The organism is Thermogemmatispora sp., from assembly GCF_019683635.1.
In the GTDB taxonomy this organism is placed as follows: Bacteria; Chloroflexota; Ktedonobacteria; order Ktedonobacterales; family Ktedonobacteraceae; genus Thermogemmatispora.
In genome coordinates this window covers 1-23,052 of record NZ_JADGIA010000033.1, presented here as the reverse complement: position 1 = coordinate 23,052, position 23,052 = coordinate 1, and the positions used below count along the sequence as shown (strand labels likewise).

The 23,052-nt window shown below is 59.8% G+C and carries 15 protein-coding genes; 6 read left to right on the top strand and 9 right to left on the bottom strand.

What is annotated here, in order from left to right:
• Positions 1 to 161 precede the first annotated feature (161 nt).
• Entirely contained in the window at positions 162 to 377 is a 216-nt protein-coding gene (locus IRZ31_RS05945) for a hypothetical protein (protein WP_052888209.1), read from the bottom strand.
• A gap of 953 nt (positions 378 to 1,330) precedes the next feature.
• On the opposite strand from IRZ31_RS05945, the gene IRZ31_RS05940 reads away from it, so the two are divergent.
• On the top strand, positions 1,331 to 2,416 hold the full coding sequence (locus tag IRZ31_RS05940; protein WP_297150941.1) for a sigma-70 family RNA polymerase sigma factor: 1,086 nt from the start codon (positions 1,331 to 1,333) through the stop codon (positions 2,414 to 2,416).
• Between the two features lie 115 nt (positions 2,417 to 2,531).
• On the opposite strand, the gene prfB is transcribed toward IRZ31_RS05940, so the two are convergent.
• The 3 genes from prfB to IRZ31_RS05925 all read right to left on the bottom strand — a co-directional run bounded on the left by prfB (position 2,532) and on the right by IRZ31_RS05925 (position 5,344).
• Positions 2,532 to 3,648 (bottom strand): peptide chain release factor 2 gene (gene prfB / locus IRZ31_RS05935; protein WP_363325638.1). Its coding sequence is split into 2 segments (ribosomal slippage): positions 2,532 to 3,581 and positions 3,583 to 3,648, totalling 1,116 coding nucleotides; the frame shifts between segments, so codons are not numbered across the junction.
• Positions 3,649 to 3,745: 97 nt separating this feature from the next.
• Positions 3,746 to 4,264 (bottom strand): GNAT family protein, encoded by a 519-nt coding sequence (locus IRZ31_RS05930; protein WP_297150935.1) that lies wholly within the window; start codon positions 4,262 to 4,264, stop codon positions 3,746 to 3,748.
• Positions 4,265 to 4,354: 90 nt separating this feature from the next.
• On the bottom strand, positions 4,355 to 5,344 hold the full coding sequence (locus tag IRZ31_RS05925; RefSeq protein WP_297150932.1) for a threonine/serine dehydratase: 990 nt from the start codon (positions 5,342 to 5,344) through the stop codon (positions 4,355 to 4,357).
• A 491-nt stretch (positions 5,345 to 5,835) separates the two neighbouring features.
• On the opposite strand from IRZ31_RS05925, the gene IRZ31_RS05920 reads away from it, so the two are divergent.
• Both IRZ31_RS05920 and dcd read left to right on the top strand, forming a co-directional pair.
• Positions 5,836 to 7,995 (top strand): exonuclease domain-containing protein, encoded by a 2,160-nt coding sequence (locus IRZ31_RS05920; RefSeq protein WP_297150929.1) that lies wholly within the window; start codon positions 5,836 to 5,838, stop codon positions 7,993 to 7,995.
• 122 nt (positions 7,996 to 8,117) lie between these two features.
• Entirely contained in the window at positions 8,118 to 8,732 is a 615-nt protein-coding gene (gene dcd, locus IRZ31_RS05915) for a dCTP deaminase (RefSeq protein WP_297150926.1), read from the top strand.
• 205 nt (positions 8,733 to 8,937) lie between these two features.
• On the opposite strand, the gene IRZ31_RS05910 is transcribed toward dcd, so the two are convergent.
• Positions 8,938 to 14,379 (bottom strand): HEAT repeat domain-containing protein, encoded by a 5,442-nt coding sequence (locus IRZ31_RS05910; RefSeq protein ID WP_297150924.1) that lies wholly within the window; start codon positions 14,377 to 14,379, stop codon positions 8,938 to 8,940.
• A 459-nt stretch (positions 14,380 to 14,838) separates the two neighbouring features.
• Here IRZ31_RS05910 and IRZ31_RS05905 point away from each other — a divergent pair, with 459 nt between their 5' ends.
• From IRZ31_RS05905 to IRZ31_RS05895, 3 genes are all read left to right on the top strand, one after another.
• Positions 14,839 to 16,617, top strand: coding sequence for a glycoside hydrolase family 3 N-terminal domain-containing protein (locus IRZ31_RS05905; RefSeq protein ID WP_297150921.1), 1,779 nt, complete (start codon positions 14,839 to 14,841; stop codon positions 16,615 to 16,617).
• A gap of 88 nt (positions 16,618 to 16,705) precedes the next feature.
• Entirely contained in the window at positions 16,706 to 17,155 is a 450-nt protein-coding gene (locus tag IRZ31_RS05900; RefSeq protein ID WP_297150918.1) for a hypothetical protein, read from the top strand.
• Between the two features lie 18 nt (positions 17,156 to 17,173).
• Positions 17,174 to 19,042, top strand: a complete 1,869-nt coding sequence (locus IRZ31_RS05895) for an oligosaccharide flippase family protein (protein WP_297150915.1) — start codon at positions 17,174 to 17,176, stop codon at positions 19,040 to 19,042.
• Here IRZ31_RS05895 and IRZ31_RS05890 read toward each other — a convergent pair whose 3' ends face one another.
• The 4 genes from IRZ31_RS05890 to IRZ31_RS05875 all read right to left on the bottom strand — a co-directional run.
• On the bottom strand, positions 19,043 to 20,155 hold the full coding sequence (locus IRZ31_RS05890; RefSeq protein ID WP_297150966.1) for a P1 family peptidase: 1,113 nt from the start codon (positions 20,153 to 20,155) through the stop codon (positions 19,043 to 19,045).
• 135 nt (positions 20,156 to 20,290) lie between these two features.
• On the bottom strand, positions 20,291 to 21,514 hold the full coding sequence (locus tag IRZ31_RS05885; RefSeq protein ID WP_297150912.1) for a glycosyltransferase: 1,224 nt from the start codon (positions 21,512 to 21,514) through the stop codon (positions 20,291 to 20,293).
• A gap of 251 nt (positions 21,515 to 21,765) precedes the next feature.
• Complete coding sequence (locus tag IRZ31_RS05880) at positions 21,766 to 22,614, bottom strand: hypothetical protein (RefSeq protein WP_297150909.1); 849 nt, start codon at positions 22,612 to 22,614, stop codon at positions 21,766 to 21,768.
• Between the two features lie 54 nt (positions 22,615 to 22,668).
• Positions 22,669 to 23,052 (bottom strand): histidine phosphatase family protein (locus tag IRZ31_RS05875; RefSeq protein WP_297150906.1); only part of this gene is annotated, 384 nt, incomplete at its 5' end.

Below are 23,052 nucleotides of genomic sequence, written 5' to 3'. Positions count from 1 at the left end.
GTGCCAGCGTCTTTTCAGCAGCTAAACACACAAAGAAACCCGTTGCACGCGACCGAACCGGATCGGGGGCAGGGCAGCGGCGGGTATCCCTGTTGCCCACCACCGTAGCCATCCAGGTACTGCGTTGATTATGGATGGGATCTTAGCGATTGGAGGCCGGTTCACGAGCGGCTGCCACGGTACTGATGGAGAGAGCCATCACTAATGGGTTCATTAATGATGATATCTCCATTCCTAATCTTGATGTTGTACAGGCAAGAGGGATTGGTACAGACCCAGGCCTTGTACTCGATAGAAGCTCCCTGGCTGCCGAAGTCCGAAAGCGGAACCAGATCACCTTCACTACATTTGCGACACCGAGGAAACGAGAATTCCACGAAATCGCCTCCTTCCTTCTCTCTGGAGGATTGTATTCGCCTGCCTAACCACGAGACCAGGCGAGGCTGGGCGAAGAAGTAAGCCGAGGGGGAGCCTCCGCCTCTGCATCCGCGTCCCCACAGCAGTCATACATAGTCCATGCCGCCGCTATCATACCACAGATTGTCTCTTGTGTGACACCCTCTTTCCCTATGAGGGGTCGGTTTTGCTGGGAACGGCCAATCCCAACCGCTCGCGCGTGTATCTCTTCGATACCACACGATTATAACATATCTATTCGTCACACACAATTGTTTCTGCCGAAATGGCAAGCAAGAAGCAAGCGTGGCTGAGGATCGTCAGCGTCGTCTGAGGCCAGGATGGGGGCTGACGTGAACGTACCTGAGCTTGCCCTCACCAGCATCCTCCTCTTGCGCTTCGTCTCCTGCTCCACTCCGCCGCCTGTTTGCTCACTCTACACATTAGCATACCAGGGAGAAGCAAGCCCTGGCCCGGTCCAGGGAGACGCCGTCTGCACCAGTCCCTTGCACCTTTGGCAACCTGGCGGCTTACCGCGAGGCGAGCGAGTGCCGGCGCAGAGCTGCCTGGTGCCTGGCCGGCTAGGCAGCCGGGTGAGTAAAATTCCCCAGAGATGGAAATCTCTTCGCCCTCCAGTAGATTCCTGGATGGTACATCAGCGTCTTTCGGCTCGCCAGGCGCTCTGCTCTCTGATCTCTCCGCCCGGAGACAAGGCCGGGCTGGCCCTTCGCCATCAGGCTCATGGTCTCCTCGCCTTTTTTGCGACCTTCCCTTACCCTTTGGCACGCTTTTTGCGAATCCAGAGAAATGTGGGAGCGCAAATCCTGCGCCGCACCTGGTTCTTCAGTCAGGGCGGCCATTTCAATCCACTGGCATCGGTTGCATGAGCAGCGTGATCAACGCGACCTCATCTGCGCCATAAGGAGCTTGAGTAATGGGAGTGCGAGGAAACAAGGCAGAGACGCATCTTGGTCTGCTTGAGATGGATGACATGACTTTTGCGGCCCAGCGTCCAACGAAGAGAGCGGGGCAACCCAGGCATAGCAACAAACGCAGCCGTCAGGCCGCCGCCGCTTTCGATGAGCCTGGCCCCTCCGATCTCGACCTGGAAAGCGAAGAGGCTGTCCTCGCTGAGCTGGGAGAAGAGGAGGACGAGGATGAGGATGGAGAGGAGACATCAGAACGCAGTGCCATCGATGACACTGTTAAGCTCTACTTGAAAGAAATCGGCTCCTATCCGCTGCTGACTGCAGAACAGGAGTTAATGCTCGCCGAGCGCGTGGCCCAAGGCGACCTTCGTGCTCGCCAGCGTCTCATCGAGTCAAATCTCCGTCTCGTTGTTAGCATCGCCAAGCGCTACACGAACCAGGGGCTACCTCTCCTCGACATGATTCAGGAAGGGAACATCGGCCTCATGCGGGCAGCTCAGAAATTCGACTACCGCCGCGGGTTCCGCTTCAGCACGTATGCCACCTGGTGGATTCGTCAGGCCATCAGCCGGGCGATCGCTGAGCACTCGCGCACGATTCATATCCCAGTGCACGTTGTAGAACTCATTTACCGCATTAAGCGCGTGGCCCGACGCATCTATCAGGAGCAAGGCGTTGAGCCGCTGCCCGAGGAGCTAGCTGCCGAGGTCGGCCTTCCCAAGGAGCGCATTGTCGAGCTTCTCAATATCTCGGAGCAGCCAGTCTCTCTCGATGCTCCGGTAGCCGATGACGAACAGTATCATCTGGCCGACACGCTGGAGGACCCCAGCATGATGGCCCCCGAGGACAGCGAAGCACGTCAGCGACTCCATGACCATCTTCAGCAGGCAATGGAGATTCTCAATCCCCGCGAGCGCACGATTCTTGAGATGCGCTATGGCTTGCAGGATGGCTGTTCTCACTCGTTGGACGAGGTGAGCGCCCGCTTCAAACTGACGCGCGAGCGCATTCGCCAGATCGAGGTGAAGGCACTACGCAAGCTGCGCTATCCCGAGCGCTACTACGGTCTGCGCGAATTTGCTTCGCTCTGAAAGGGAGTGGAGACCGGCGAGCCAGGCCAGCGGCGGCAGAGGGCGCCATCACTGGCCTGGCTCCGCCTAGCTCTTCTTCCACCTACGAGTAAGCAGGCACCGCCAGGCTGCCAGGTTAGCGCTGGACGCTCGCCGCCTGCTGCGCCTGCATCTGGAGGTACGCGCGAATAAAGGGATCAAGATCGCCGGCCAGGTACCCCTGGGTATCGCTGGTCTCATATCCGGTGCGATGATCCTTGACGATCGTATACGGATGCAAGGTGACTGTGCGGATCTGGGTTCCAAAGTCGGCCTGGACATACTCGCCCTTGAGACGCGCGACTTCCTCCTCACGCTTGCGGCGCTCCAACTCGTAGAGGCGCGCCCGCAGGATGCGCATCGCCACCTCGCGGTTCTGGATCTGCGACCGCTCATTTTGACAGGTGACCACGATCCCTGTTGGAATATGGCGGATGCGCACCGCCGAATCGGTCTTGTTGACATGTTGGCCGCCAGCGCCGGTCGAGCGATAGGTATCGATATCGAGGTCTTCGGGGCGAATGGTTACCTCGATGGTGTCCTCAATATCGGGGATAACCTCGACGCGAGCAAAGGAGGTATGGCGGCGATGGGCGGCATCGAAAGGCGAGAGGCGAATGAGACGATGGGTTCCGATCTCGGAACGCAGGTGGCCATAGGCATAGCGTCCTGCGATCTCGACCGTGGCGCTCTTGATGCCTGCCTCCTCACCTTCGTTGTACTCGTAGATCTGGGTGCGGAAGCGATGCCGCTCGGCCCAGCGCAAGTACATGCGTAGCAGCATCTCGGCCCAATCCTGGGCATCGACGCCGCCGCTACCAGCATGGATGCTGAGAATAGCGTCGCGTTCATCGTGCTCGCCGCTGAAGAGCAGAGCCAGCTCAAGCTGCTCTACTTCTTGCTCCACGGCATTCAGCGAGCGCGTGACCTCAGCCTCCAGATCGGCATCCGGCTCCTCTTCCAGCAATTGCGCTAACTCCTGCAGCTCCTGAAGCTGCTTCTCTAGTCTCTCCCAGGTCTCGATTTCTTCACGCAATGCTGTGAGATGCTGCATGTGAGACTGGGCCCGCCGATTGTCGGACCAGAAATCGGGTTGGAGCGTCTCCGCCTCTAGAGCCGCAAGCTGTTCTCGTTTGTGCGCCAGGTCAAAGGCGCACCATCGTTTCGTGGACTCGCCATTGCAGGCGTTCAATACGCGAGGTTAGCTCACTCATGGTTGTTATTGTAGCATGTTTGTAGCTCCGACGAAAGAGCTGTTCCGTTCAGCAGACCGGCCCACGCTGCTCTCTCGTCCCCGCCGATGCCGAAGGCTTATTCAAGGAGTTTCGCCATGTAGTATTCATCGATATACTGCCCATCGACGACGAGGGCCTGACGGCGCAGACCCTCAATCATAAAGCCTTGCCGGAGATAGAGGGCCAGTGCGCGCTGGTTATGGACCATCACGGTTAATTCCAGACGATGAAAGCTCCGTTGCCGGGCCCAGTGCTCCATCGCCTGGAAGAGACGGCTGCCAATCCCCTGGCCTGTAAAGGCCTGGAGTATGCCGATGACCAGTGTAGCCCGCTGACGTTCGCGCCGATAGGTTCCTCCATTGATGGCCAGGTAGCCAACCAGCTCGCCACTCTGCCCAGCTTCTGCCACAAAAATGGTCGAGCGACCGGTCGCCAGCAGGTTTTCAAGCGCTTGCCGTTGCTCGTCTGGCATCAGGGTGCGCTCATCAGGCTCCAGTAGCATAAAGCGCGTCTCCTGATCAAGGCGCTTACAAAGCGACAGAAAAGCCTCAGCATCGTCTGGCGTAATCTCTCGAATACGAACAACAGTGCTCATCTTGCTTGTTTCCCCTCGTTACTGACGATGCTCTCGGTTCTCGTGAACTCCGGCCTTGCTCTGGATAAGCGCCGATCGCTCACAGGCTCCCTACTGATTCTGTTTCTGTAAGCGGAGAGCGAGGGCGCGCTGTAACTGCTCCAGGGAGATGTTGCCGCCCGAGCAGACGAGAGCAACTTTTTTGCCTTGCAGCTCGTCTCGCAGGCGATAGGCTGCCGCTAGGGCCGCGGCTCCTGCTCCCTCGGCCAGCGTATGGGCCAGCTCAGCCATCCAGGCAATCGCGCGTAGGATTTCCTCGTCGGAGACCAATACGAATTCGCGCAGCTGCTCCTGCAGGATCTGCTGCGGTAAGGCGAAAGAGACCCCGGTTGCCAGTCCTTCAGCCAGGGTGCGATTCGGAGCGGTCACCAGTCGCCGCTGGCGCCAGGATTCGTAAGCCGCTGGGGCTGCCTCGGATTGCACGCCGATGACGCGCAAGCCAGGATTAAGCGTATGGGCCACAAGACAGGCGCCGGCGGCACCGCTGCCGCCCCCGATGGGGACAATGAGCACCTCCAGGTCCGGGCAGTCCTCCAGAATCTCCAGGGTCAGGGTCGCCACTCCAGCAATCAGCAGTGGCTCATCCCCCGAATGGATGTAACGATAGCCATGCTGCCGGGCCAGCTCTTCACAGTAGGACTTGGCTTCATCATAGGTCGGACCATGAAAGATGACTTCTGCACCCATCCCACGCATGGCCGCTACTTTACCTGGATTCGCTCCTTCGGGAACGACGATGCGCGCTTTGACCCCAAAGAGGCGAGCAGCATAGGCCACCGACTGGCCGTGGTTGCCAGTGGAGGCCGCGATAACCCCACGAGCACGCTCCTCGGGCGTGAGACGTGCGATCAGATTGACGCCTCCGCGCACTTTGAAGGCTCCTACCGGCTGATAGTTCTCGTGCTTGACATAGACCTGGGTCGCAAGCAACTCGTTGAGTGCTGGGTAGCTGTACAGGGGAGTGCGTGGCAAATAGGGCGCAATTTGCTGTCTGGCCCGCAGTATATCTTGAAAGGTTGGAATCTGCATTTCTGCTGCCATCTTCAACTTCTCACTGGTAGAGATTATGTTAAGCAATAACGCTCTTCTCGCTTGCTGCTAAGGATTCCGAGCATAGCACAACGGCTGGCTGGGCATCTTCAGGCAGCCACCGACAGACGTGAAGAGCAGGCGCCCGGGTGAGCAGTATAGGATCAGTATACCATCTCGCTGACTGGCCTGCCGGGCTGCGTTCCAGTAAGAGCGCTGGGGCAGCTTCATCCGCTGCGACTCTAATGCGAGCCGTCCTCGTCCTATGCCTCGCCTCGGCTGGCTGCAGCAGGCCAGGCCAGACAGGATACAGACCACTGCGCAAGCGGAAGAGGAGCGCTATCTAGAGGTGCCGGTGCCTGCTGGCTCGTGCTCTTGTCAGTTCAGATCCCTGGTGCTATCCTCTCTGGTATCGGCAGGATGTGAGAGCAGTGCTCGCCATTATCCTCTTTGCTTCTCTCAAGGCTATCTGAAAAGAGGCCGGTCACCAGCAGCAGCGCCACATGTCAAGGTCGAGGCCATCATTGCACTATGCTGAGGAGCCAGAGCCAATAGCCGGAGCCGGCTCTGGTCACATCTTACGAGAGATCTACGCCCTGCTCCAGGAGGCAGGGGAGCCGCTGGACGAGGAGAGGCTCGTTCAAGGACTGCGGGAGCGGGCGAAGCTGGCCTTAGAGCTTCCTTCGCGCCAGTCGCTCACTCAGCTGCTGGCAAGCTCGGACCTTTTTGAGCGCGATCCTGCAGGACGCTGGCAGCCGGCCATCTGGAGTCTCTGGCAAGGCGAACTGGAGCATCTTGACTTTGTCGTCCTGGATACCGAGACCACTGGCCTGAGACCGGGGCGCGATCGCATCATTGAGCTTGGGGCCTGGCGCCTACGAGGCGAGCTGTTGAGTGGACAGTTTCACAGCCTGGTGAATCCTGAGCGGCCCGTACCTGCCGCCGTTGTACGATTAACTGGTATCGATGAGCAAAGTCTGGCGGCAGCCCCTGCGATCGAGCTGGTCCTGCCCGAGCTGCTACGTTTCTGCACTGGCGCCATCCTGGTCGGCCATAACCTGGGCTTCGATCTACATTTCCTCGCCTACGAGGCGGCTTCCCTCAATGCGCGGCTGCCCCTGGCAGGGATCGATGTGCCGATCCTGGCTCGCCGTCTCCTGCCCGATCAGCGCCGCTTTGGCCTAGCGGCACTAGCCCGCCGGCTGCACGTTCCACTGACGACTCCTCATCGGGCGCTGGCAGACGCTGAGGCAACCGCAAAGGTCTTTGTCAAGCTGCTGCGGCTGGCCCGTCAGGAGGGTTTAACGACCTATGGGCAACTCCTGCAGTATCTGCAGCCTGCTCCAACTGAGCGGGAAGAGCTGAGCACAGGGCAGATCAGGCCCCTCAGCGTTCCAGGCCAGCCAGAACAGCGCGCTGAGTCCCAACAGGCAGGAAGGCCCTCGGCCAAGCGGAGACCTGGGCCCTCCGTCTGGTCACCACTCTCAGGCACGCTTTGGCTTAATCCTGCCTGGCGACGCACGTTCCCCGCGCAGCCTGGCGTTTACCTGATGAAAGATGGAGCGGGCCACGTGCTCTACGTCGGTAAGGCCCGCTGCTTAAAGACGCGCCTGGCCTCCTACTATCACCACCGACCAGGCGTCAGGCCCAGAATCGATGGTCTGCTCCAGCAAGTGCAGGCCATTGAGACGCGTCCTCTCGGCTCCGAACTAGAGGCGCTGCTCGTCGAGTCCCAGCTGATCAAGGAGCTGCAGCCTCCTTATAACATCCAGCTGCGCGAGTACGCGCGCTATCCGTTTCTCAAGATCGACGTGCACCAGCCTTTCCCGCGCGTTGTCATTACCCGCGAGCCAGGGGCCGACGGGGCCTGCTATTTCGGACCCTTTCGCAGCGAGCGCAGCCTGGCCCTGACGCTGGAGCTGCTTGAGCGCCTTTTTCCACTGGCCACCTGTACCCGTCCCTTGCCCCCAGCAGGAGCGCCCAGCGCGCCATGTCTCCGCTACCACCTGGGTCGCTGCCTGGCCCCTTGCAGTGGTCAGGCCGATCCAGGCCATTACCGACAGATGATCGAGGAGGTCTGCGCCTTCCTGGCGGGGAAGCGCCCCGAGCTATTGGCCCGTGTGCGTCACCAGATGGAGGAAGCCGCCCAGGCCCTGCACTACGAACGGGCCGCCCGCCTACGTGACATGCTCCAGAGCGCCGAGGAGGTTCTCCTCAGTCAGCGCCTGATCAGCAGTGCCGTTGCCGCCAATAATCTGCTCATCGCCTATCCTTCAGCCTGGGAGGGCCACAACGAGCTTTTTCTAATCCGTCACGGTCGTCTGCTTGAACTACAACGAGTTCCTCACGAGGAGCAGGCCACGCGCCAGGCGCTGGGCCATTTACTCGCCAGGGCTGCGGCCCTGCCAGCTCCACCTACTACCGTAGGGCAGGCGGAGATCGACCAGATCATGATCATCAGCCGCTGGATCAAGCGCCATAGCCAGGACCATGCCTTCTTCTCTCTCACCTCCCAGGCTCTGGCGGAGGCGCAGGCCAGGGAGCAGCTGATTGAAGCTATCTGGCAAACGCTTTGCGCCCAGCAGCGAGGGCCTGGTCCGCTCGCCCAGTCATACGAACTGGGACCAGACGGCCAGGCGCGAGACAAAATGGCTCAGATGTGATACCATAGCAGCTACATCATCGCTCTTCCTTCCCGCCAGCCCCTGAGCAGTCCAGGCCAGGAGTTAGATCATGGCGGTGGTTCGTAGAGCCAGTTCATCCAGCGCGGAGGAAATGATCATCTATGCTGCTATCCGATAAGCGCATCAAAGAGGAGCTTGCACGCGGCAACATTGTTATCGAACCTTTCGACGAGCGCCAGCTCGGAACCAACTCCTATGATTGCCGTCTGGGTGAGTGGTACTTTCAGGGCGATGCGAACGTTGAGATCCTGCATCTAGACAACCCGGAGGAGATCCGACGCTACTGGGGCGAGCCACGTCGCGCCAAGAACGGCCAGATTGCCATTCGCCCAGGGACAACCATTCTCGCCCATACGCAAGAGATCATCGGTGGTCGCAATGGCTACCTGGGGAAAATGTACGCACGCAGTACAGTCGCTCGCTCAGGCCTCTCGGTCTGCCGCTGCGCCGGTGTGGGCGACGTAGGCTATATCAGCCGCTGGACAATGGAGATCAGCAACCATACCATGACGACCATTGTTGTTCCCGTCGGCTTCCGCATCTGCCAGATCACCTTCGAGTACGTCGGCGAGACGCTCAAGGAATATCAGGGGAAATATGGGCAGCAGCAGGAATGGTCTCCCGAGGATATGCTGCCTAAAGCGTATCTGGACTGGGACTACGCTCTCTACAGCCAACACCGCCGGCGTCACCTGGAAACCGAGCACGAGGTCTAACCAACCGGACCAGCCCGGCCATCGCCACCTGCGTTATCCAATCCACAGCGCCCCACCTTCGCGCTTCTCAGAAGCAGGAGGGGGTTGGTCCGGACCGGTCCGGTCCAGCCCAGCCCGGTCCGGTCCGGCGCCGGGGACACCCAGCCGGGTTCTACCTGTGCGTTCCTCCTATCACCAGCAGTGGCCGGCAGTCTGCCGCCAGCATTCAGGGATTCTCCGCACCCTGAAGCAGATTGATCTGCTCAACAAGCTGAGCATTATGGGCATGTAATTGATTGATCTGGTCCTGCAGTAGGCGCTTCTCTTGTGTGACGACATTCAAGCGTTCCTGGAGACGCTGAACGGCCTGCTGAGCCAGTTCTAGCTCCTCGCTCCTGGCCCCTTGCTCCTGTTGCAGGCGTTGATATTCCTGTGTTACACGAGTCAACTCTTGTCGCGCCACCTCCAGCTCTTGCTGCGCTTTCTTCAGTGATTCTTCCAGATTCTCGCGCTCATGCTCCATATCGCTCAGTTGGCTACGGGCCTGCAGAAGCTGCACCGTCAAATTACGCATATTCTCCTTGTGGGCCTGCTCAACGCTCTGCAAATCGTTTTCCAGGCGAGTAATGTAGGCCCCATAGCGCCAGCCCAGAAGGACCTCCACCAGATCGCGCTCTGGGCTGCCTTCCTTCAAACGCTGGCGCAGCTCCTCCAGGGCCTCGACATTCCAATGGCCTCCAGCCAGAAGGCCGCCAAGGGCCCGCAGGGAAATCTCCAGCTGATCAGGACTCTGGAGGCGCTCCTTGTTAAGGGTGAGACCATACTGGCTCAGGCTCAGCGCCAGTTCGCTGATCTCAGGATAGGCCCGCAGCATTCCCAGCATACTGACCACCAGGTTGGCCAGATCTGGCGGCGTCTCAGGATCATGATACATCTCCCACAGGGCCGTCTCGCCCTCTCGTCCCAGGAAGAGAAAGCAACGCATCAAGAGTTCCTGACGCTCCGAATGCTCATAGAGGGCCTGCACCAGATGCTGGACGATATACTCTCCTCCCATCAGCAGCAGCAGAGCCAGAATGCGGCGGCAGAGCCGTTCATCGCTCTGGGGATGCTGGACATACTCCAGCAAAGCCGGAACCATTTCTTGACGAGAAGGATCAGCGCTGTTCGCTTCATCATGGATACGCTCCTGCAAGAGCGTTGCCGCCATTGCGCTTTCCTGCACTGTCCGGCTGGCCAGGTGAGCCAGAAGCTCATCCTTAATGACAAGCGTCGGCATACTGCGGAAGATCTCAAGGGCCGCTTCACGCCGCTGACGATTAGCCAGGTCGCTACAGGCAGCCCAGATAAAGGGGAGGGCTGGGGTACCAATATCGCGCAGAATACGTCGAGCGGCGCGCGCTACCTGGGGGTCAGGATCAGTGATTAGCTCGCCCACAGGAGCAACTGCCAGCTCGCCCAACTCGACCAGGGTAATCTCGGCTCCATGCCGCCTCTCCTCGGAGCGGAGAGCCGCCACCAACCCCGCCAGCGCCTCACGTCCAGCAGGTGTGAGACGGCGCCGGGCCAGGCGGGCAAGCACGTCTGAAACCCCGCCGAGGAGATAGGCATCGCCCAGGCCGTCCAGGAGCGCGGGAACAGCCAGATCGGCGAGATCGCCAGCCAGGATCGCCACCAGGCTCTCATAGGCGCGCGGCGGCAACGAGGGACCAAAGAGCTGAACCACCTGCTCTATGGCTTCTGGCTGTTGGCGCACGAGCGAGATCACCAACTGCTGCGCCCGTCGCCGTGCCAGCTCATCCTCCTGAGCCAGACCCGGAATGATGGTCGAGAGAATCTCTGGTCCGAAGAGCAGCAGGATCGAGACCGCGGCATCACCACGCTCGGGATCACCAAGCAGACTGATGAGAGGAGGCACGGCCTCAGCTGGATAGCGTACCAGATATTCGGCCAGTACCGGGCGCCAGGCCGGACGATTCAGCACTTCGAGGAGAGCAGGCACCAGGACCTGCCCGGCCATACCATCGAGAATCTGGCGAACATAGCTTCGAGTGCGTGCATCGGGATGGAAGAGCTGCTGGACAAGCAGCAGCGCGGCCTCGGCCCCCCGCTCCTGGAAGATTTTCGCCACCTGCTGGACCTGGGCCTCACTTCCGTGGGTTAGGACAGCGATGAGCTGCTCACCAGGAAACGGCTCCATACCAAGAATCGCCCGCCTCACCCGAGCCGCCACTACGGTTTCACACTCCGGCTCGACATCCAGCGCATCCAGGAGATCGGAGAGCGCCACCTCACGCAGGCGGCTCAGCGCCAGAATAGCCTCCTCATAGATGAGCGTCTCCTTGCTGTCCAGTAGACCGATCAGCGGCGGCACCACCTGCCCATCGGCGAAGCGTGCCAAGGCCCGGATAATAGCTACCGTCAGCAGCGGTTCGCTTCGCGCCTCCTGCAGCAGGCCGACCAGCGCCGGGATCACGCGCGGATCATCTAACTCTTCGAGTACTTGAATCAGCAGCTGGGTACGACCGGGTACAATCTGTGGCAAAGCCTGCAAAATTGGCTCCATCACCTCTTCGCCCATCCCGCTGAGGATACGCGCCGCCAGACTGGCTACCTGCTCTTCCTTGCCATGCAGCACCAGCTCGATCAGGCCCGGAATACTCTCGGGCACATAGGCGTGCTGCAAAGCGATCCCCACTTGCTGGCGCACCAGGGGCGAAGTGTCGGCCAGAAGCTTGAGCAGCAGGGGCAAAGCCTGCAGATCGCGGATGCCGCCGAGCACCTCGACCAGGCGGGCCCGTACGACATCGGTGCTCTGGCTTTCTAACTGCTTCAGGAGCAAAGGCGTCAGGCGCGCATCTCCCTGCTGCAGGACACGAATGGCGTTGCGCACCAGCAGCTCGTCTGCACTGGCCAGGGCCTGGATGAGAAGCTGAACGCTCTCGGGCTGCGGCTCCCGCTGCAACTGACGAGTCAGCAGATCACGCGCCGCCCGCTGTACCTCGGGTGGCTGCTGCCCAGACAGGAGAGGGCAGACCGCAGTGAGCACTCGCTTCCGCTGCTCCTCGGAAAGCGCACGCTGCGCATCGGTCTCGCTGAGAAAATAGTCAAGTACCACTAGGATGGCCCGCTGCACCTGACGCGCCGCCGTGCCACTGGGCAGATACTGCTCTAAGGCGTCGAGCAGTGGCCCCAAGGCCCGTGTTGGGCCGAGGCGAACCAGCGCCTTGAGCGCCCCCTCGACGATCACCTGCTCGCTATCGGCAAGGCAATCAAGCAGAGGGTCTACCGCCTGCTGCGCATCGCAGCGAGCGAGAATACGCACCGCTGCCACCCGCAGGCGTAACGAATGATCGGCTGCTGGCCGCAGCAATTCGGCAGCATAGGGGATAACCTCTTCACCCAGGCGCCCTAAAACGGGAATGAGACGCCGGACCTGGCTATCATAGGCAGGCAGGTCGATGACCTCGTAGAGATAATCGAAGAAGCGATCCAACAGCAACTTCTGGTCGCAGAGCCGCAGCAGGTTTTCAATACCAGGCACCATCACGGTCGGCAACAATCCCTGATAGATCTCCAGAGTGCCTTCTGCGGCGAACCGCCCAATCAGACGAGCGAGCTGCTCAACTCCTGCCGGATCGCGCAGGATACCACTGAGCAAGCGTAAGAGGCGAGGTGGCAGGCCCAGCGGCTCGTCGGCCATTGAACGCGGGGGCCCCCAGGCAACACCGACACAGATTAACGCCAAAGCTCCAGCAGCCACAGCAGAGGAGGGATGAGCTTCGCCCAAGCCTGCAAAGCGCTCCGCTAGATCGAGAGGTTCATCGATAATGCCCGCCCACAGCGCGACTGGACCCGCCCAGCGCGCAGCATCACTACAGCATAGCGCGAGGACAGCCTGCCGTCCCTCTACTCCCTGGCTTGTCTCCTGATCAACCTCTAGTAAGACAGAGGCCACCAGGTACTCCACGAGCCAGAGGTGACGGAAGCGCAGACAATCGCCGCCAAGCACTAGCAGACCGGCAGCCTCCAGACAGGCAAGCTGGTGTTCCAGGAGCGACGGCCCAACCAGGGGAGCCTGGAGATCCTCCGGCAGAACCAACTCTTGTCGCGATAGGATCGAGCGATTCTCTTCGAGCCAGCGAGGCAGAGCCAGAGCAGCGGCACGGGCCGCCGTTTTCTGACGACGCCCTTGGGCCGAGGGCAGAACGATGAGATTGTGCGCACCGCTCAGATAGAGCGCCCAGGCCAGCCGGCGGAGCAGCGCCACTAATTCTTCTTCTGTCAGGCCGCGCTTGCCCCGACGCCAACGCTTTTGCCGCAACTCCCGCATCAGCAAGAGGTGTAATAAATGAGTGAGAAGGCGGCCACGACTATCGAACTGCTCAGGGTTCCCCAAATCGAGCGTATCCAGAATCTCCAGAAAGCTAAAGAGGGTGAGCGGCACACTACACAGATAGCGCAGGCGACTATCTTCGAGCGCACGCATAATCTGGCCAGCGGTGTACTGTCGCCGCGTCACAATCTGCTGCTCCCGCAGCGCCTGCTCAACAAAGCGACGGACTAACGCGGGCGAGAGCGGAGTAAGGACAGCACAGGCCATCTCTCCTTCCGTCAACAAGCGTTCCAACTGCGGCAGAGCGTCATGAGCCAGATCGCAGGCGCTTACCACCAGGCGATTACCTGTCTGACTCATGAGATAGCTCAGCTCAGCGATGACGGCCTCGCGGAAAGCTGCCTCGATCAGGTGGAAATCATCGCAGAGGAGCAGTAGCTGCCCACGCTCCGCCAGCTGGCTCAGATAGGGCCGCAGATGGCGCAGACCAGGGGCCTGGCTCTCCAGGAGGAAGTCAAAAAGGGTGGCCTCTGGCTGCAGGCCAACCAGCGCCGGTTTTTGAGAGGCTGCTTCCTTGCCCTCCTCACCCTCCTTCATCCTCCCACCTATGCCCTGCCCTCCCTCCTCCACTTCTGACTCAGCTGGGAACACCATCGATGACCGCCTATTAAGATAGAGGCTATAGTGCTCTAGAGAGAGGTAGACAGGCAATCTCGTATCTTTTCCTCTATTGCGGAGGAAAGCATCGAGAGTAGATCTCAGTAGCATGGAGAGAGCAAAAGTTTTCCCAGCCCCTGAAGTGCCTAGCAGCAGCAGCTGAGCAGATGGCTCTTGCAGCAAAGCGGAGAAAGAGAGGTCCTGTTTATATGGCAGAGCACTCTGATCAGTGATATCCTGATAATAAGCGAGCGCCGTTTCATAGATGCCAGAGGCAGTTGACAACGGGAGTATAGCCAGCGGATCTGCCAGGGAGGAACGCGCAGCTCGGGCATAGGCGCGGAGGGCCAGCGGGCGGCGTAGCAGGCCAGTGATCACAAAGACAACGAGGCCGACCCCTACAGGAATGGCCAGCGGCCACCATCCACCGAAGGAGAGCGAAGGAAGCCAGGAAGCAAAAGACAGCAACCAGACAGGCTGACGGGCATCTCCCCGCCCTAGCGGCCAGTGGGCGGCCATTATCTGCAGCCAGTACAGCGCCAGCTCAACAGCAAAGCCAGCTGTGGCGGCCAAAGTCCCCGCTAGCAGCGGCCAGGCGAGTTGTCGCAGAGCTGTAGCCCTGCCTCCCAGTTTTTGTACGCTTACGAGGGCCTGTGGATGTCGTTCCGCTCTCATTCCGTCCAGCGACCTTTCGCAGAACTTGCCGGTTGATAGCAGTCACAGTATAGCGTAGCAGCGGTGACTTGAACAAGTGTCAACATGGAGGTAACCAGCAGCCATACAGAGCCGGTGCCCAGGAAGGCTATCTTCTTAGCGGGAAGACTTATGAACCCGCTTTCACAGAAAGCAAGGGAGAAGGTATAAGCTTGCGTAGAGGGCAACCGACCCAGGGTAGAGGCGACCAGCATTGCTTGTCTGCTTCTGACCAGCCAACAAGCCTATTGAAACGCCTCTATGCTTAGATCTCCCCTTTCCTGTTGCCTGGCTAGAGTACGGACAAAAGACCCTGGACTGGCAGACAGGCAATGCGTCATTGGTAATAGCAGCAGGACAAAGCGAGCGACAAGCTCCTCTGTTAGAGCGAAGAGAGAAGCGCGTCCCTGACAGAGAGCACGATAATGAGGTATCACCAACATGGAGAAAGAGCAACCACCCGGCCAGAGCAAAGCCGCAGAGATTCCTGAGACCAGCCAAGAGGATGAGGATACTGTCAAGCTGGCCACGATCAGGATTCCCGGCAGACCCTCGCCCATTCGTCCCTCCCCGAGAGCTGGTGGCGGGAGCGATGCCAGAAAGCTGCAAGCGCCTCTCCTGGCACCGCTCACTCCCTCAGAAGCGGCAGGAGCTGAGCCGAAGCGAAGTGAAGAGGAACGGGCTGAGCAGAAACGGGCTGAGCAAATCGCCCAGGAGGAGACGCGCGAGCTGCCTCTACCTCCGGCTCCGGCAGAGAAAGAGCCTCAGCTGGCCGAGATCGAAACTGCCAAACTGCCCGCTGCTGCCCCTGTGCCTGCCTTCTCCCCCCCTACATGGGTCGACGTGGCAGAGCGAGCCGCCGCCGCTCTCGCCTTGTTACCCACGCGCCAACTGCCGGCCCTGAAAGCCGTTGGCAGGAGTGAAGAAGGGCGGGCTTGGCGACTCAGTCGCGGTCAAGCCTTTTGCCTGATCATGCTCCTGCTCATTCTGGTAATCAACGCCAGCACGACCAGCCTGGCTCAGCTGGTGGGACCACAAGGCTGGGCCTTTATGCTTTGGGGTCCAACAGCTGGCGCTAACAACGTCTTGCAGCAGATTCGTTCGGCTTTGCCCTCCGCTACGCCGTCAGCCGGCGCGACAGAGGAAAGCTCGCAGCAGCTTACACCTGCAGCCTATATCAATCTGATTCTACGCACTATGACGCTTGACCAGAAGTTGGGACAAATGCTGTTTGTGCAATTCACTGGTCCTTATTATTCGCTGGATCTCAGCACAATGATCACCCAAGAAAATGTCGGCGCAGTGATACTCTTCACGGCCAACAATAATATCATGAGCATTCCTCAACTGAAGCAGCTGACTCAAGAGATTCAGAACGGGGCTCGCACCGCCGGAAGTGGCATTCCCCTACTCATCGCCATTGACCAGGAGGGTGGACTAGTCGATCGCCTGCGCGATCTCGATGGTCCTCGCCCCTCAGCCGCCGAGATCGGCGCTACTAATGACCCCGAGCGCGCGCGGGCCGCCGGTCTACAGGATGCTCACGACCTGGCATCCTACGGGATTAATCTGAATCTTGCCCCTGTCGTCGACGTGACCAGCGTCTATAACCCTCAACTGGACACGCGCACGTTCGGCAGCGACCCTAGCCTCGTGACACGCATGGCAGGAGCATACCTGCGAGGACTACAGCAGAGTGGTCAGGTCTTTGGCACCCTGAAGCATTTCCCGGGCCTGGGCGACGTTAGCGTTGACCCCCACAGCGGGCTACCTGTTCTCACGCGCAGCCTGACCCAGCTGGAGGCCAACGACTGGTTACCGTATCGCACGTTAATCCAGCAAGGACAGGTCCACGCGGTCATGGTCACCCATGAGATCGTGCAAGCAGTCGACAGCAGCACACCCTCCTCACTATCGCCCAAGGTGATCACCGGTATTCTTCGCCAGCAGCTCGGCTTTCAGGGCGTGGTCATCACCGACAGCCTGACGATGGAGGGGATCAGTGCACACTACAGCGAAAGCCAGGCGGCAGTGATGGCGGTCCAGGCTGGGGCCGATCTGCTCATGGGGCCAATCTCAGCCCAGACAGCAGCTTCAATGTTGGAAGCTCTGAAATCAGCAGTGCAAACGGGGATATTGAGCGTTCAACGAATCGATGAGTCTGTACGCCGTATTCTGATGCTGAAATACCAATTGGGGCTGCTGCATTTACCACAGTAGCTCGCTTAACCGTTCAGAGCAGCAGAGACGCTTTCTTCTGCCGCTTCTGTTCTTGACTGATCTTCTACTGTAAAGAGAGAAAACCATAATGCTGCGGTTAAGTGTACCAACAGCTGAGCAAGAGAAGCGCTGGCATATTACCGTCATCTGTCTGATCGTTCTTGAGACCTTGCTCTTGTTAACGGCACTGGTGCCAGCCCAACTCTGGACGCGCCTGCTGCCCCAATCAGCGGCAGCGGCCCTGGACGGTCCCTACCCTCCAGCCCTGGCGCCTCTTGTGACAGCCTTGCTCTATGTACTCCCAACCCTGATCGGCTTCCTCTGCCGCGCCTGGCAGCGAGCGTTGTTCTATGCCTCGCTGCCAGCCTGGTTCAGCCTGGGTCTCTTTCTAGTGGCGGCCACCTCCAAGATCGGGGCTTTCTACCTGGTCTCACCGGACCATGTGACAGCCAACGTCAGCACTCTGGAGTTGTTCGCCTTGCTGGGTGGGATTGGTTGGCTAGGACGACATATCTTCAAGCTGCACCAATCTGGTTAAAGGTGTATACTACGAGCTATGCAGCGACCCAGGTTTCACCCTTTACGACTGAAACGCTTCTACACTGGTCAGCTCACCAGCGAGGCTTCTCAGCTCGATCAAAGTGCGGCAGACCAGCCCGTGCCACTGGCAACGCTGCAGGTGGGATCGGGCAGACAGGACGGCGACCAGCGAGACGACCCGCCGCCGAGTCACCCTTCTCTCGCAGCGGTGGTCAGTGCAAGCGTAAGTAGCACTAATACTGTCAGCGATAGCAGCTCTGCGACCAGCTCGGAGAACAGTAGAGCCGAGGGCGAAGCGCGTCATTTGCTGCGCCGGACCCCCATCAGCTATTTGCTCAATCAGGCATATGGGCTGTGGTTTTTCCTCTCTTCATTCATTCTGACGCTCATCATTACCCGCGCGTTTGTCAATAGTCATGAACTCTATGGCGTCTACGCGGTGGCGATGTCGGCGTTCAATACCATTGCCTACATCGTCGCCTTTGGGCTGGAGGATGCCACAACCACCTATGTGCCCAGAGTCCTGGCTGAGCATGGGCAGCCGGCAGCAGCGGCCTTGATTCGGCGTTTGCTACTCCTACGCAGCCTGACCCTGGTTCTGTGCATGGGGGTGATGCTTTTCGCTCTACCCGCCCTGGCCTGGCCTTTCAGTCTTCTTCCCAGCTCGTGGACCTGGGCTAGCGATCTGGCCAACGGACTGCGCAACCCCCAGCTTCTACGTCATATCACGCCTATCGCCTTCTACGTCCTTGGCAACGGCATCTTCAGTCTGCAAACCGCCGTCTGTGCTTCCTTCATGCGCATGCGCCTCGTCTTCGTCATTGGCAGCCTGTCCCAGCTGGTGCAACTTCCTCTGAGCTACCTGGTGCTGCGACTGGGCGGCAGCGTCGACGGTTTGCTCTGGATGCAGGCACTGGTCTCGCTCGCCAGCGCCGCTGCCTTCCTCATCTGGCAGGCGCCGCTCTTGCTCCAAGGTGGAGCGAGCTATCATCAGCCGCTCAAGCCAGTGATTCGCCTGGGGCTTTCGGCCTGGCTCACCAACCTTGTTTCTGGCGCCTTACTCAAGCAGACAGTAATCATTCTACTGGGTAGTTTCGCCGTGCCGCTGGCAGAAATTGGTTATTTCAACCTCTCCTATCAGCTTGGTCACACCGCCAGCCTACTCATGGTGACTGGCTTCGGCGGCGTGGCCGGCTCGGCCCTGGCGGCGGCCTTCGTTGGCCAGAACTATGCCCGGCTCGCCCGTTCCTGGCAGGCTCTCATCAAGATCGAAACGCTGCTGGCTGCGCCGGTACTGGTCTTTAGCTTCTTCAACGCCTCACTGATTGCTCACTTGCTCTATCAAGGCTATGAGCCAGTTGGGCCGCTCCTGGCCCTCTTCCTGATTTTCCAGATCCTAATCCGGACCCTTGGTACCAGCATCCATCAGTCAACGCTCTATGTGGTGGGGAGAGCCTGGCAGGTAGTGCTTGGCCAGTGGATCAGTCTGCTCTCGCTCATCATCCTTGGGGTCGTGCTGATCCCTGGCTGGGGGCCGGCGGGCGCTTTGATCGCCGATGGACTGGCTCAGATCATCGGTGGCGCCTTGCTGCTCGGCTTCCTCTGGCGACTCCTGCCAGAGCGCTATCCCCTCGGCTATACCCTGCGTCTGCTCCTGGCCCTAGCCCTGGCCGCTACACCATCGCTGCTGCTGCGTCCGCATAATTTCCCGACGCTCACCCTGGCAGGCTTTATCTATCTCATAGGGGCGGTCCTGCTCCTGCTCTTGATTCGGCCCCTGACTGAGGAGGACCTGACGCTGTTGCGCTCTCTGCACCCGCGACTCGCTCGCTACCTGCGTCCCTTCGCGCATACCCGGCGCCGTGCCGGAGCGCAAGGCCGCTAGCTAGCGATAACGCGCCATGATGCGTTGCAGCTCATCCAAAGGCAGAGCATAGGCGGTACGACCCTGCCAGCCACTGAGCGTTTCAGCCGCAGTGAGTGCGTTAAGAATAGCTTCTTCAACCGCCTCAACAGCGGCCTCAAAGAGGAGGTCCAGCCGATCATGGGGCAACATCGTCAGAGCGTAGGGCTGCAGTTGGCCCGCGGGCAGATGGTTGCCGGTAGCGAAAGCCAGGAAGAGGTCTCCGCTGCCATTGCTGGCGATGCTGCCCACACGCGCCAGACCAAGAGCGGCGCGGCGTGCCAGGCGCTTACACTGCAGAGGCAGCAGCGGCGCATCCGTGGCAATAATGCCAATGATCGAGCCGGCCCCCTCTCGACCACCAGCAGGCGGCAGAGTAGACCAGGGGCTGGGAACCTTCTCATAGCTGAGTTCACGGCCTACGGGCACGCCGGAGACGCGCAACAGATGACGTGAGCCATAGTTAGCCTGGACCAGGGCCCCCAACACATAGCGAGCATCGCCTAAATCGACCAGGCGCGAGGCTGTCCCTATCCCTCCCTTCAGCTCGTGGCAGATCATTCCTGTACCCCCTCCCACGTTTCCTTCGGGAACGCTTCCCCCCTTCGCCGCCTCCAGCGCCTCAAAGACATGCTCCTTGCGCACATGGAAAGCAGCAATGTCGTTGAGCCAGCCGTCCCAGGTCTCACCTACCACCGGCAAGGCACCCGTCCATGAAGAAGAAACCGCCGCCAGACCAGCCTCACTCTGCCGCTCCGTAGGAAAGGCACAGAGAGCATCACGCACCACCCCCACAGCGTTGGTATTGGTAATGGCTATAGGTGTATGCAGCAGGCCGGCCTCTTCTATCCAGGCCGTGCCAGTCATCTCGCCGCAACCATTGAGGCTGAAATAGCCAGCGAAAGCCTGATCCGTCCAGATCTTTCCCTCGCGCGGCACAATCACCGTGACCCCTGTGCGCGCCACCCGCGGCTCATCATAGATCAGCGTACAGTGGCCCACCAGGACCCCAGGTACATCGGTAATGGCATTGAAGCGACCCGGAGGGAGATGCCCCACACTGATTCCCAGGTCACGCAGGCGCGCGCGTGTCATCACTCATTGTTCCTCCTCATGAGATCAATCTTTCTTCTATTTTCATATTCTAGCTGCTACAGCCGGGGGAGAGGTCAGGCAGTCATCAACTTCGACCTGGCAGGCGCCAATCAGCGAAGAGTCGCCCGACCCACCCTACTGCGCTAACAGGTAGCGTGCATCACTAAGCAGCTCGGCATAGACATCCAGCACCTGCGAGGCGATCTGCTGCCAGTTAAAGCGCATCACCGAAGGACGCGCAGCCCGGCGCATCTGAGCCAGTAAGAGAGGATGACGTAGCATGAAATCCAGGCGTTCAGCGAAGAAACCCGCGCAACGAGGTACCAAATAACCGGTCTCGCCGTGACGTACGATCGCCGCCAGCCCCCCGACGCGCGTCGCTACGACCGGTGTGCCACAAGCCAGCGATTCCACCGCCGCCAAGCCAAAGCTTTCGTTACAAGAGGGCACGACCGTTACATCGGCGGCACTGTAGACAAAAGGCATCTCGCACGGTGGCAAAGCCCCAAGAAAATGTACCCGAGCCGCCAGCCCAAGCGAGGCCGCCAGCCGACGCAACTGCTGAAGCTCGCGATCACCGCGCAGCTTGCCCCCAACAATGACAGCCTCAGCCTGTTCTTCCATCAACGCCAAAGCGCGCAGGAGTAGATCAGGCCCTTTGAATGGGTCCAGGCGTCCCGCAAAGAGGAGCAAAGGGCGGTCCAGCGGCAAACGGTAGCGCTGACGAGCCTGGAAGCGATCCTGGGGGACAAAGTGACGCAGATCAACGCCGCAGGGAATGACACTAATGCGGGCAGGCGAGGCTGCATAAAGATTCATCAGCTGGAGCCGCTCCTCAGCCGTCGCGGCAATAATACGATCGGCTTCGGCCACGACCTGTTTTTCCATCTCAGCACGCAGGGGAGGCTCCTGACTGGTGGGGTCACTGAGCAGCTTCACCTGGGCCAGGGTGTGAAACATTGTCACATGCGCAACATGCCAGCGACTCGCCAGCTCCAGGCCGGCGCAGGCAGAGAGCCAGTAGTGACTGTGAATCAGATCATAGCTCAGGCCCTCAGCTTGACGAAAAGCCTCGACAGCGGCAGAAAACTGGGGGAGATAGGGATAGAGATCATGCTTCGGCAAGCGTGCAACCGGGCCGGCCTCAACCTGGATGACTCGCGTGCGGGGTCCAAGCGGAACGATCGGCGGAAGATGGTCATCAGTGCGACGGGTAAAGATATCAACAGCAACCTGGCGCTGACCAAGCTCACGCGCCAGAGAACGAATATAGACATTCATGCCGCCCGCGTCCGGCGTCTGCCCCGGCATGTCCAGCGGAGACGTATGGACGCAGAGCATGGCAATGGCATGCCTCATAATGCGCAAACTCCTTCCCCTCACAAGAATTGGCAGAAATCGTTATGAGTTGCAAATGCGGGGCCAGCGCCCTTCGCTTGCCATCGAGAGCAGATGCGCGGACACAGGCGTCCCTCCTTTCCTCTCCTGAAAACAGGCGGAAGACAACAATGTACCATGATGGCTACAGCGCCATGCTGTAGCCATTACATAGAACACGCGGGCGAAGCGCGGATATTTCCGCTGAGGCTGTTGACTCAGGTCAGGCTGGCTCACGAGCGCTGCTGGCGCTCCTGTTTTCGCACTTTTTCGATAGCATTGAACATTTCATGCATATCGATACCGCGTCCTTGAGAGATCTCCTGGAGGCAGGTGACACGGCGTTTAAAAGCAGCCCTGAACTCTTGAGAGGGCAAGCCAGCGATCGTGGCCAGCTCATCGATCACGCAGGCATCAGCATGCTCAAAGCTATCGTCCTCTGGATTCCAGACGGAAAGAGGCAGCTTGACGATCTCGTCGGGTCGCTCGGACGGGGCCGCAGGATGCAGATAATGGGTAGTGAACCAGCGACGACGCGGAGGGTAGATGCGCCCTACCAGGCCCATATTGATCACCAGGCCCAGACGCCGAACATCCTCGACCTCCAGGCGGAGATCGCGACGGTACATGCGGATCACATCATCAATCGTATCGGCATGGACACTGGTAGCGATATGGAAGCCCTGCGAGGGCAGCTTCAGATAGCGACGGGCCACCCGTCCCCACATATAAATCGGCAAATGATCGCTGACCTCATTGCAAAGAGCATAGGTGCGAGTGGGATCGACATCGGGCAAGCGAGTGAAAGAGAAATCCTCATACATGCCGGACATATAGGCCAGCGCCGTCCCTTCGGGAAGAAACTGGAGCAAGGCATTGAGGGTTGTGGTCTTGCCAACGCCAGGCTGAGGATCAGTCGGTCCAGCCACAGTGAGCGAGGCACCGTGCTCCAGCATGAGCCAGATCAAGGCTACCGTCTCCGCATCCGTTGAGCCCAGGGCGATGATCTGCGCAATCGAGAGCGGGCGGCGTGACTCGTAATGCCACCAGTAGCGCTCGTAAGGATCTCGCGGATCAAACATGCTGCTTCTTTCCTTCCAGCACTCTCTCAGCATAGACAACAGCCAGACAGCGCGCTAAGCCTCTCCTTCTATTGTACCCTTTTCGCCAGGCTGGCTGCCAGCACCAGGCGAAGCCGCTGGGGACGACAGGGAGGCTGGCGGCGAGGCTACAGAAGCACGTGCCGCCTCCGGCGCGCGCAACCAGCCCGGGCGCGGTGTCCAGCCAACAGCAATCAAGCGAGGAGGCAACTCCCCCTCCAGCTCTACGATACTCACCGAGGCATTATCGATCCCCAGCAGGGGTGCTCGCGCAGGCGGCAAGCCACTGTAGTGAGCCAGGAGCAGCTTGATCACATCAGCGTGAGCCACAAAGAGCGGCCAGGCGCCCACCTCGGAGGGGGGGGGGGCGCGCCGCCCGGCGCCGCCCGCCCCCCGCGGCCCCCGGGGGGGTGTTTTAAT

Coding starts and splice junctions, on each gene's coding strand:
- IRZ31_RS05895 (WP_297150915.1), top strand. CDS start 17,174: ATGCAGCGACCCAGGTTTCACCCTTTACGACTGAAACGCTTCTACACT.
- IRZ31_RS05880 (WP_297150909.1), bottom strand. CDS start 22,614: ATGTTTGATCCGCGAGATCCTTACGAGCGCTACTGGTGGCATTACGAG.
- IRZ31_RS05920 (WP_297150929.1), top strand. CDS start 5,836: ATGTCAAGGTCGAGGCCATCATTGCACTATGCTGAGGAGCCAGAGCCA.
- IRZ31_RS05905 (WP_297150921.1), top strand. CDS start 14,839: ATGGAGAAAGAGCAACCACCCGGCCAGAGCAAAGCCGCAGAGATTCCT.
- IRZ31_RS05885 (WP_297150912.1), bottom strand. CDS start 21,514: ATGAGGCATGCCATTGCCATGCTCTGCGTCCATACGTCTCCGCTGGAC.
- IRZ31_RS05910 (WP_297150924.1), bottom strand. CDS start 14,379: ATGAGAGCGGAACGACATCCACAGGCCCTCGTAAGCGTACAAAAACTG.
- IRZ31_RS05900 (WP_297150918.1), top strand. CDS start 16,706: ATGCTGCGGTTAAGTGTACCAACAGCTGAGCAAGAGAAGCGCTGGCAT.
- IRZ31_RS05930 (WP_297150935.1), bottom strand. CDS start 4,264: ATGAGCACTGTTGTTCGTATTCGAGAGATTACGCCAGACGATGCTGAG.
- IRZ31_RS05890 (WP_297150966.1), bottom strand. CDS start 20,155: ATGACACGCGCGCGCCTGCGTGACCTGGGAATCAGTGTGGGGCATCTC.
- dcd (WP_297150926.1), top strand. CDS start 8,118: ATGCTGCTATCCGATAAGCGCATCAAAGAGGAGCTTGCACGCGGCAAC.
- IRZ31_RS05940 (WP_297150941.1), top strand. CDS start 1,331: ATGGGAGTGCGAGGAAACAAGGCAGAGACGCATCTTGGTCTGCTTGAG.
- IRZ31_RS05925 (WP_297150932.1), bottom strand. CDS start 5,344: ATGGCAGCAGAAATGCAGATTCCAACCTTTCAAGATATACTGCGGGCC.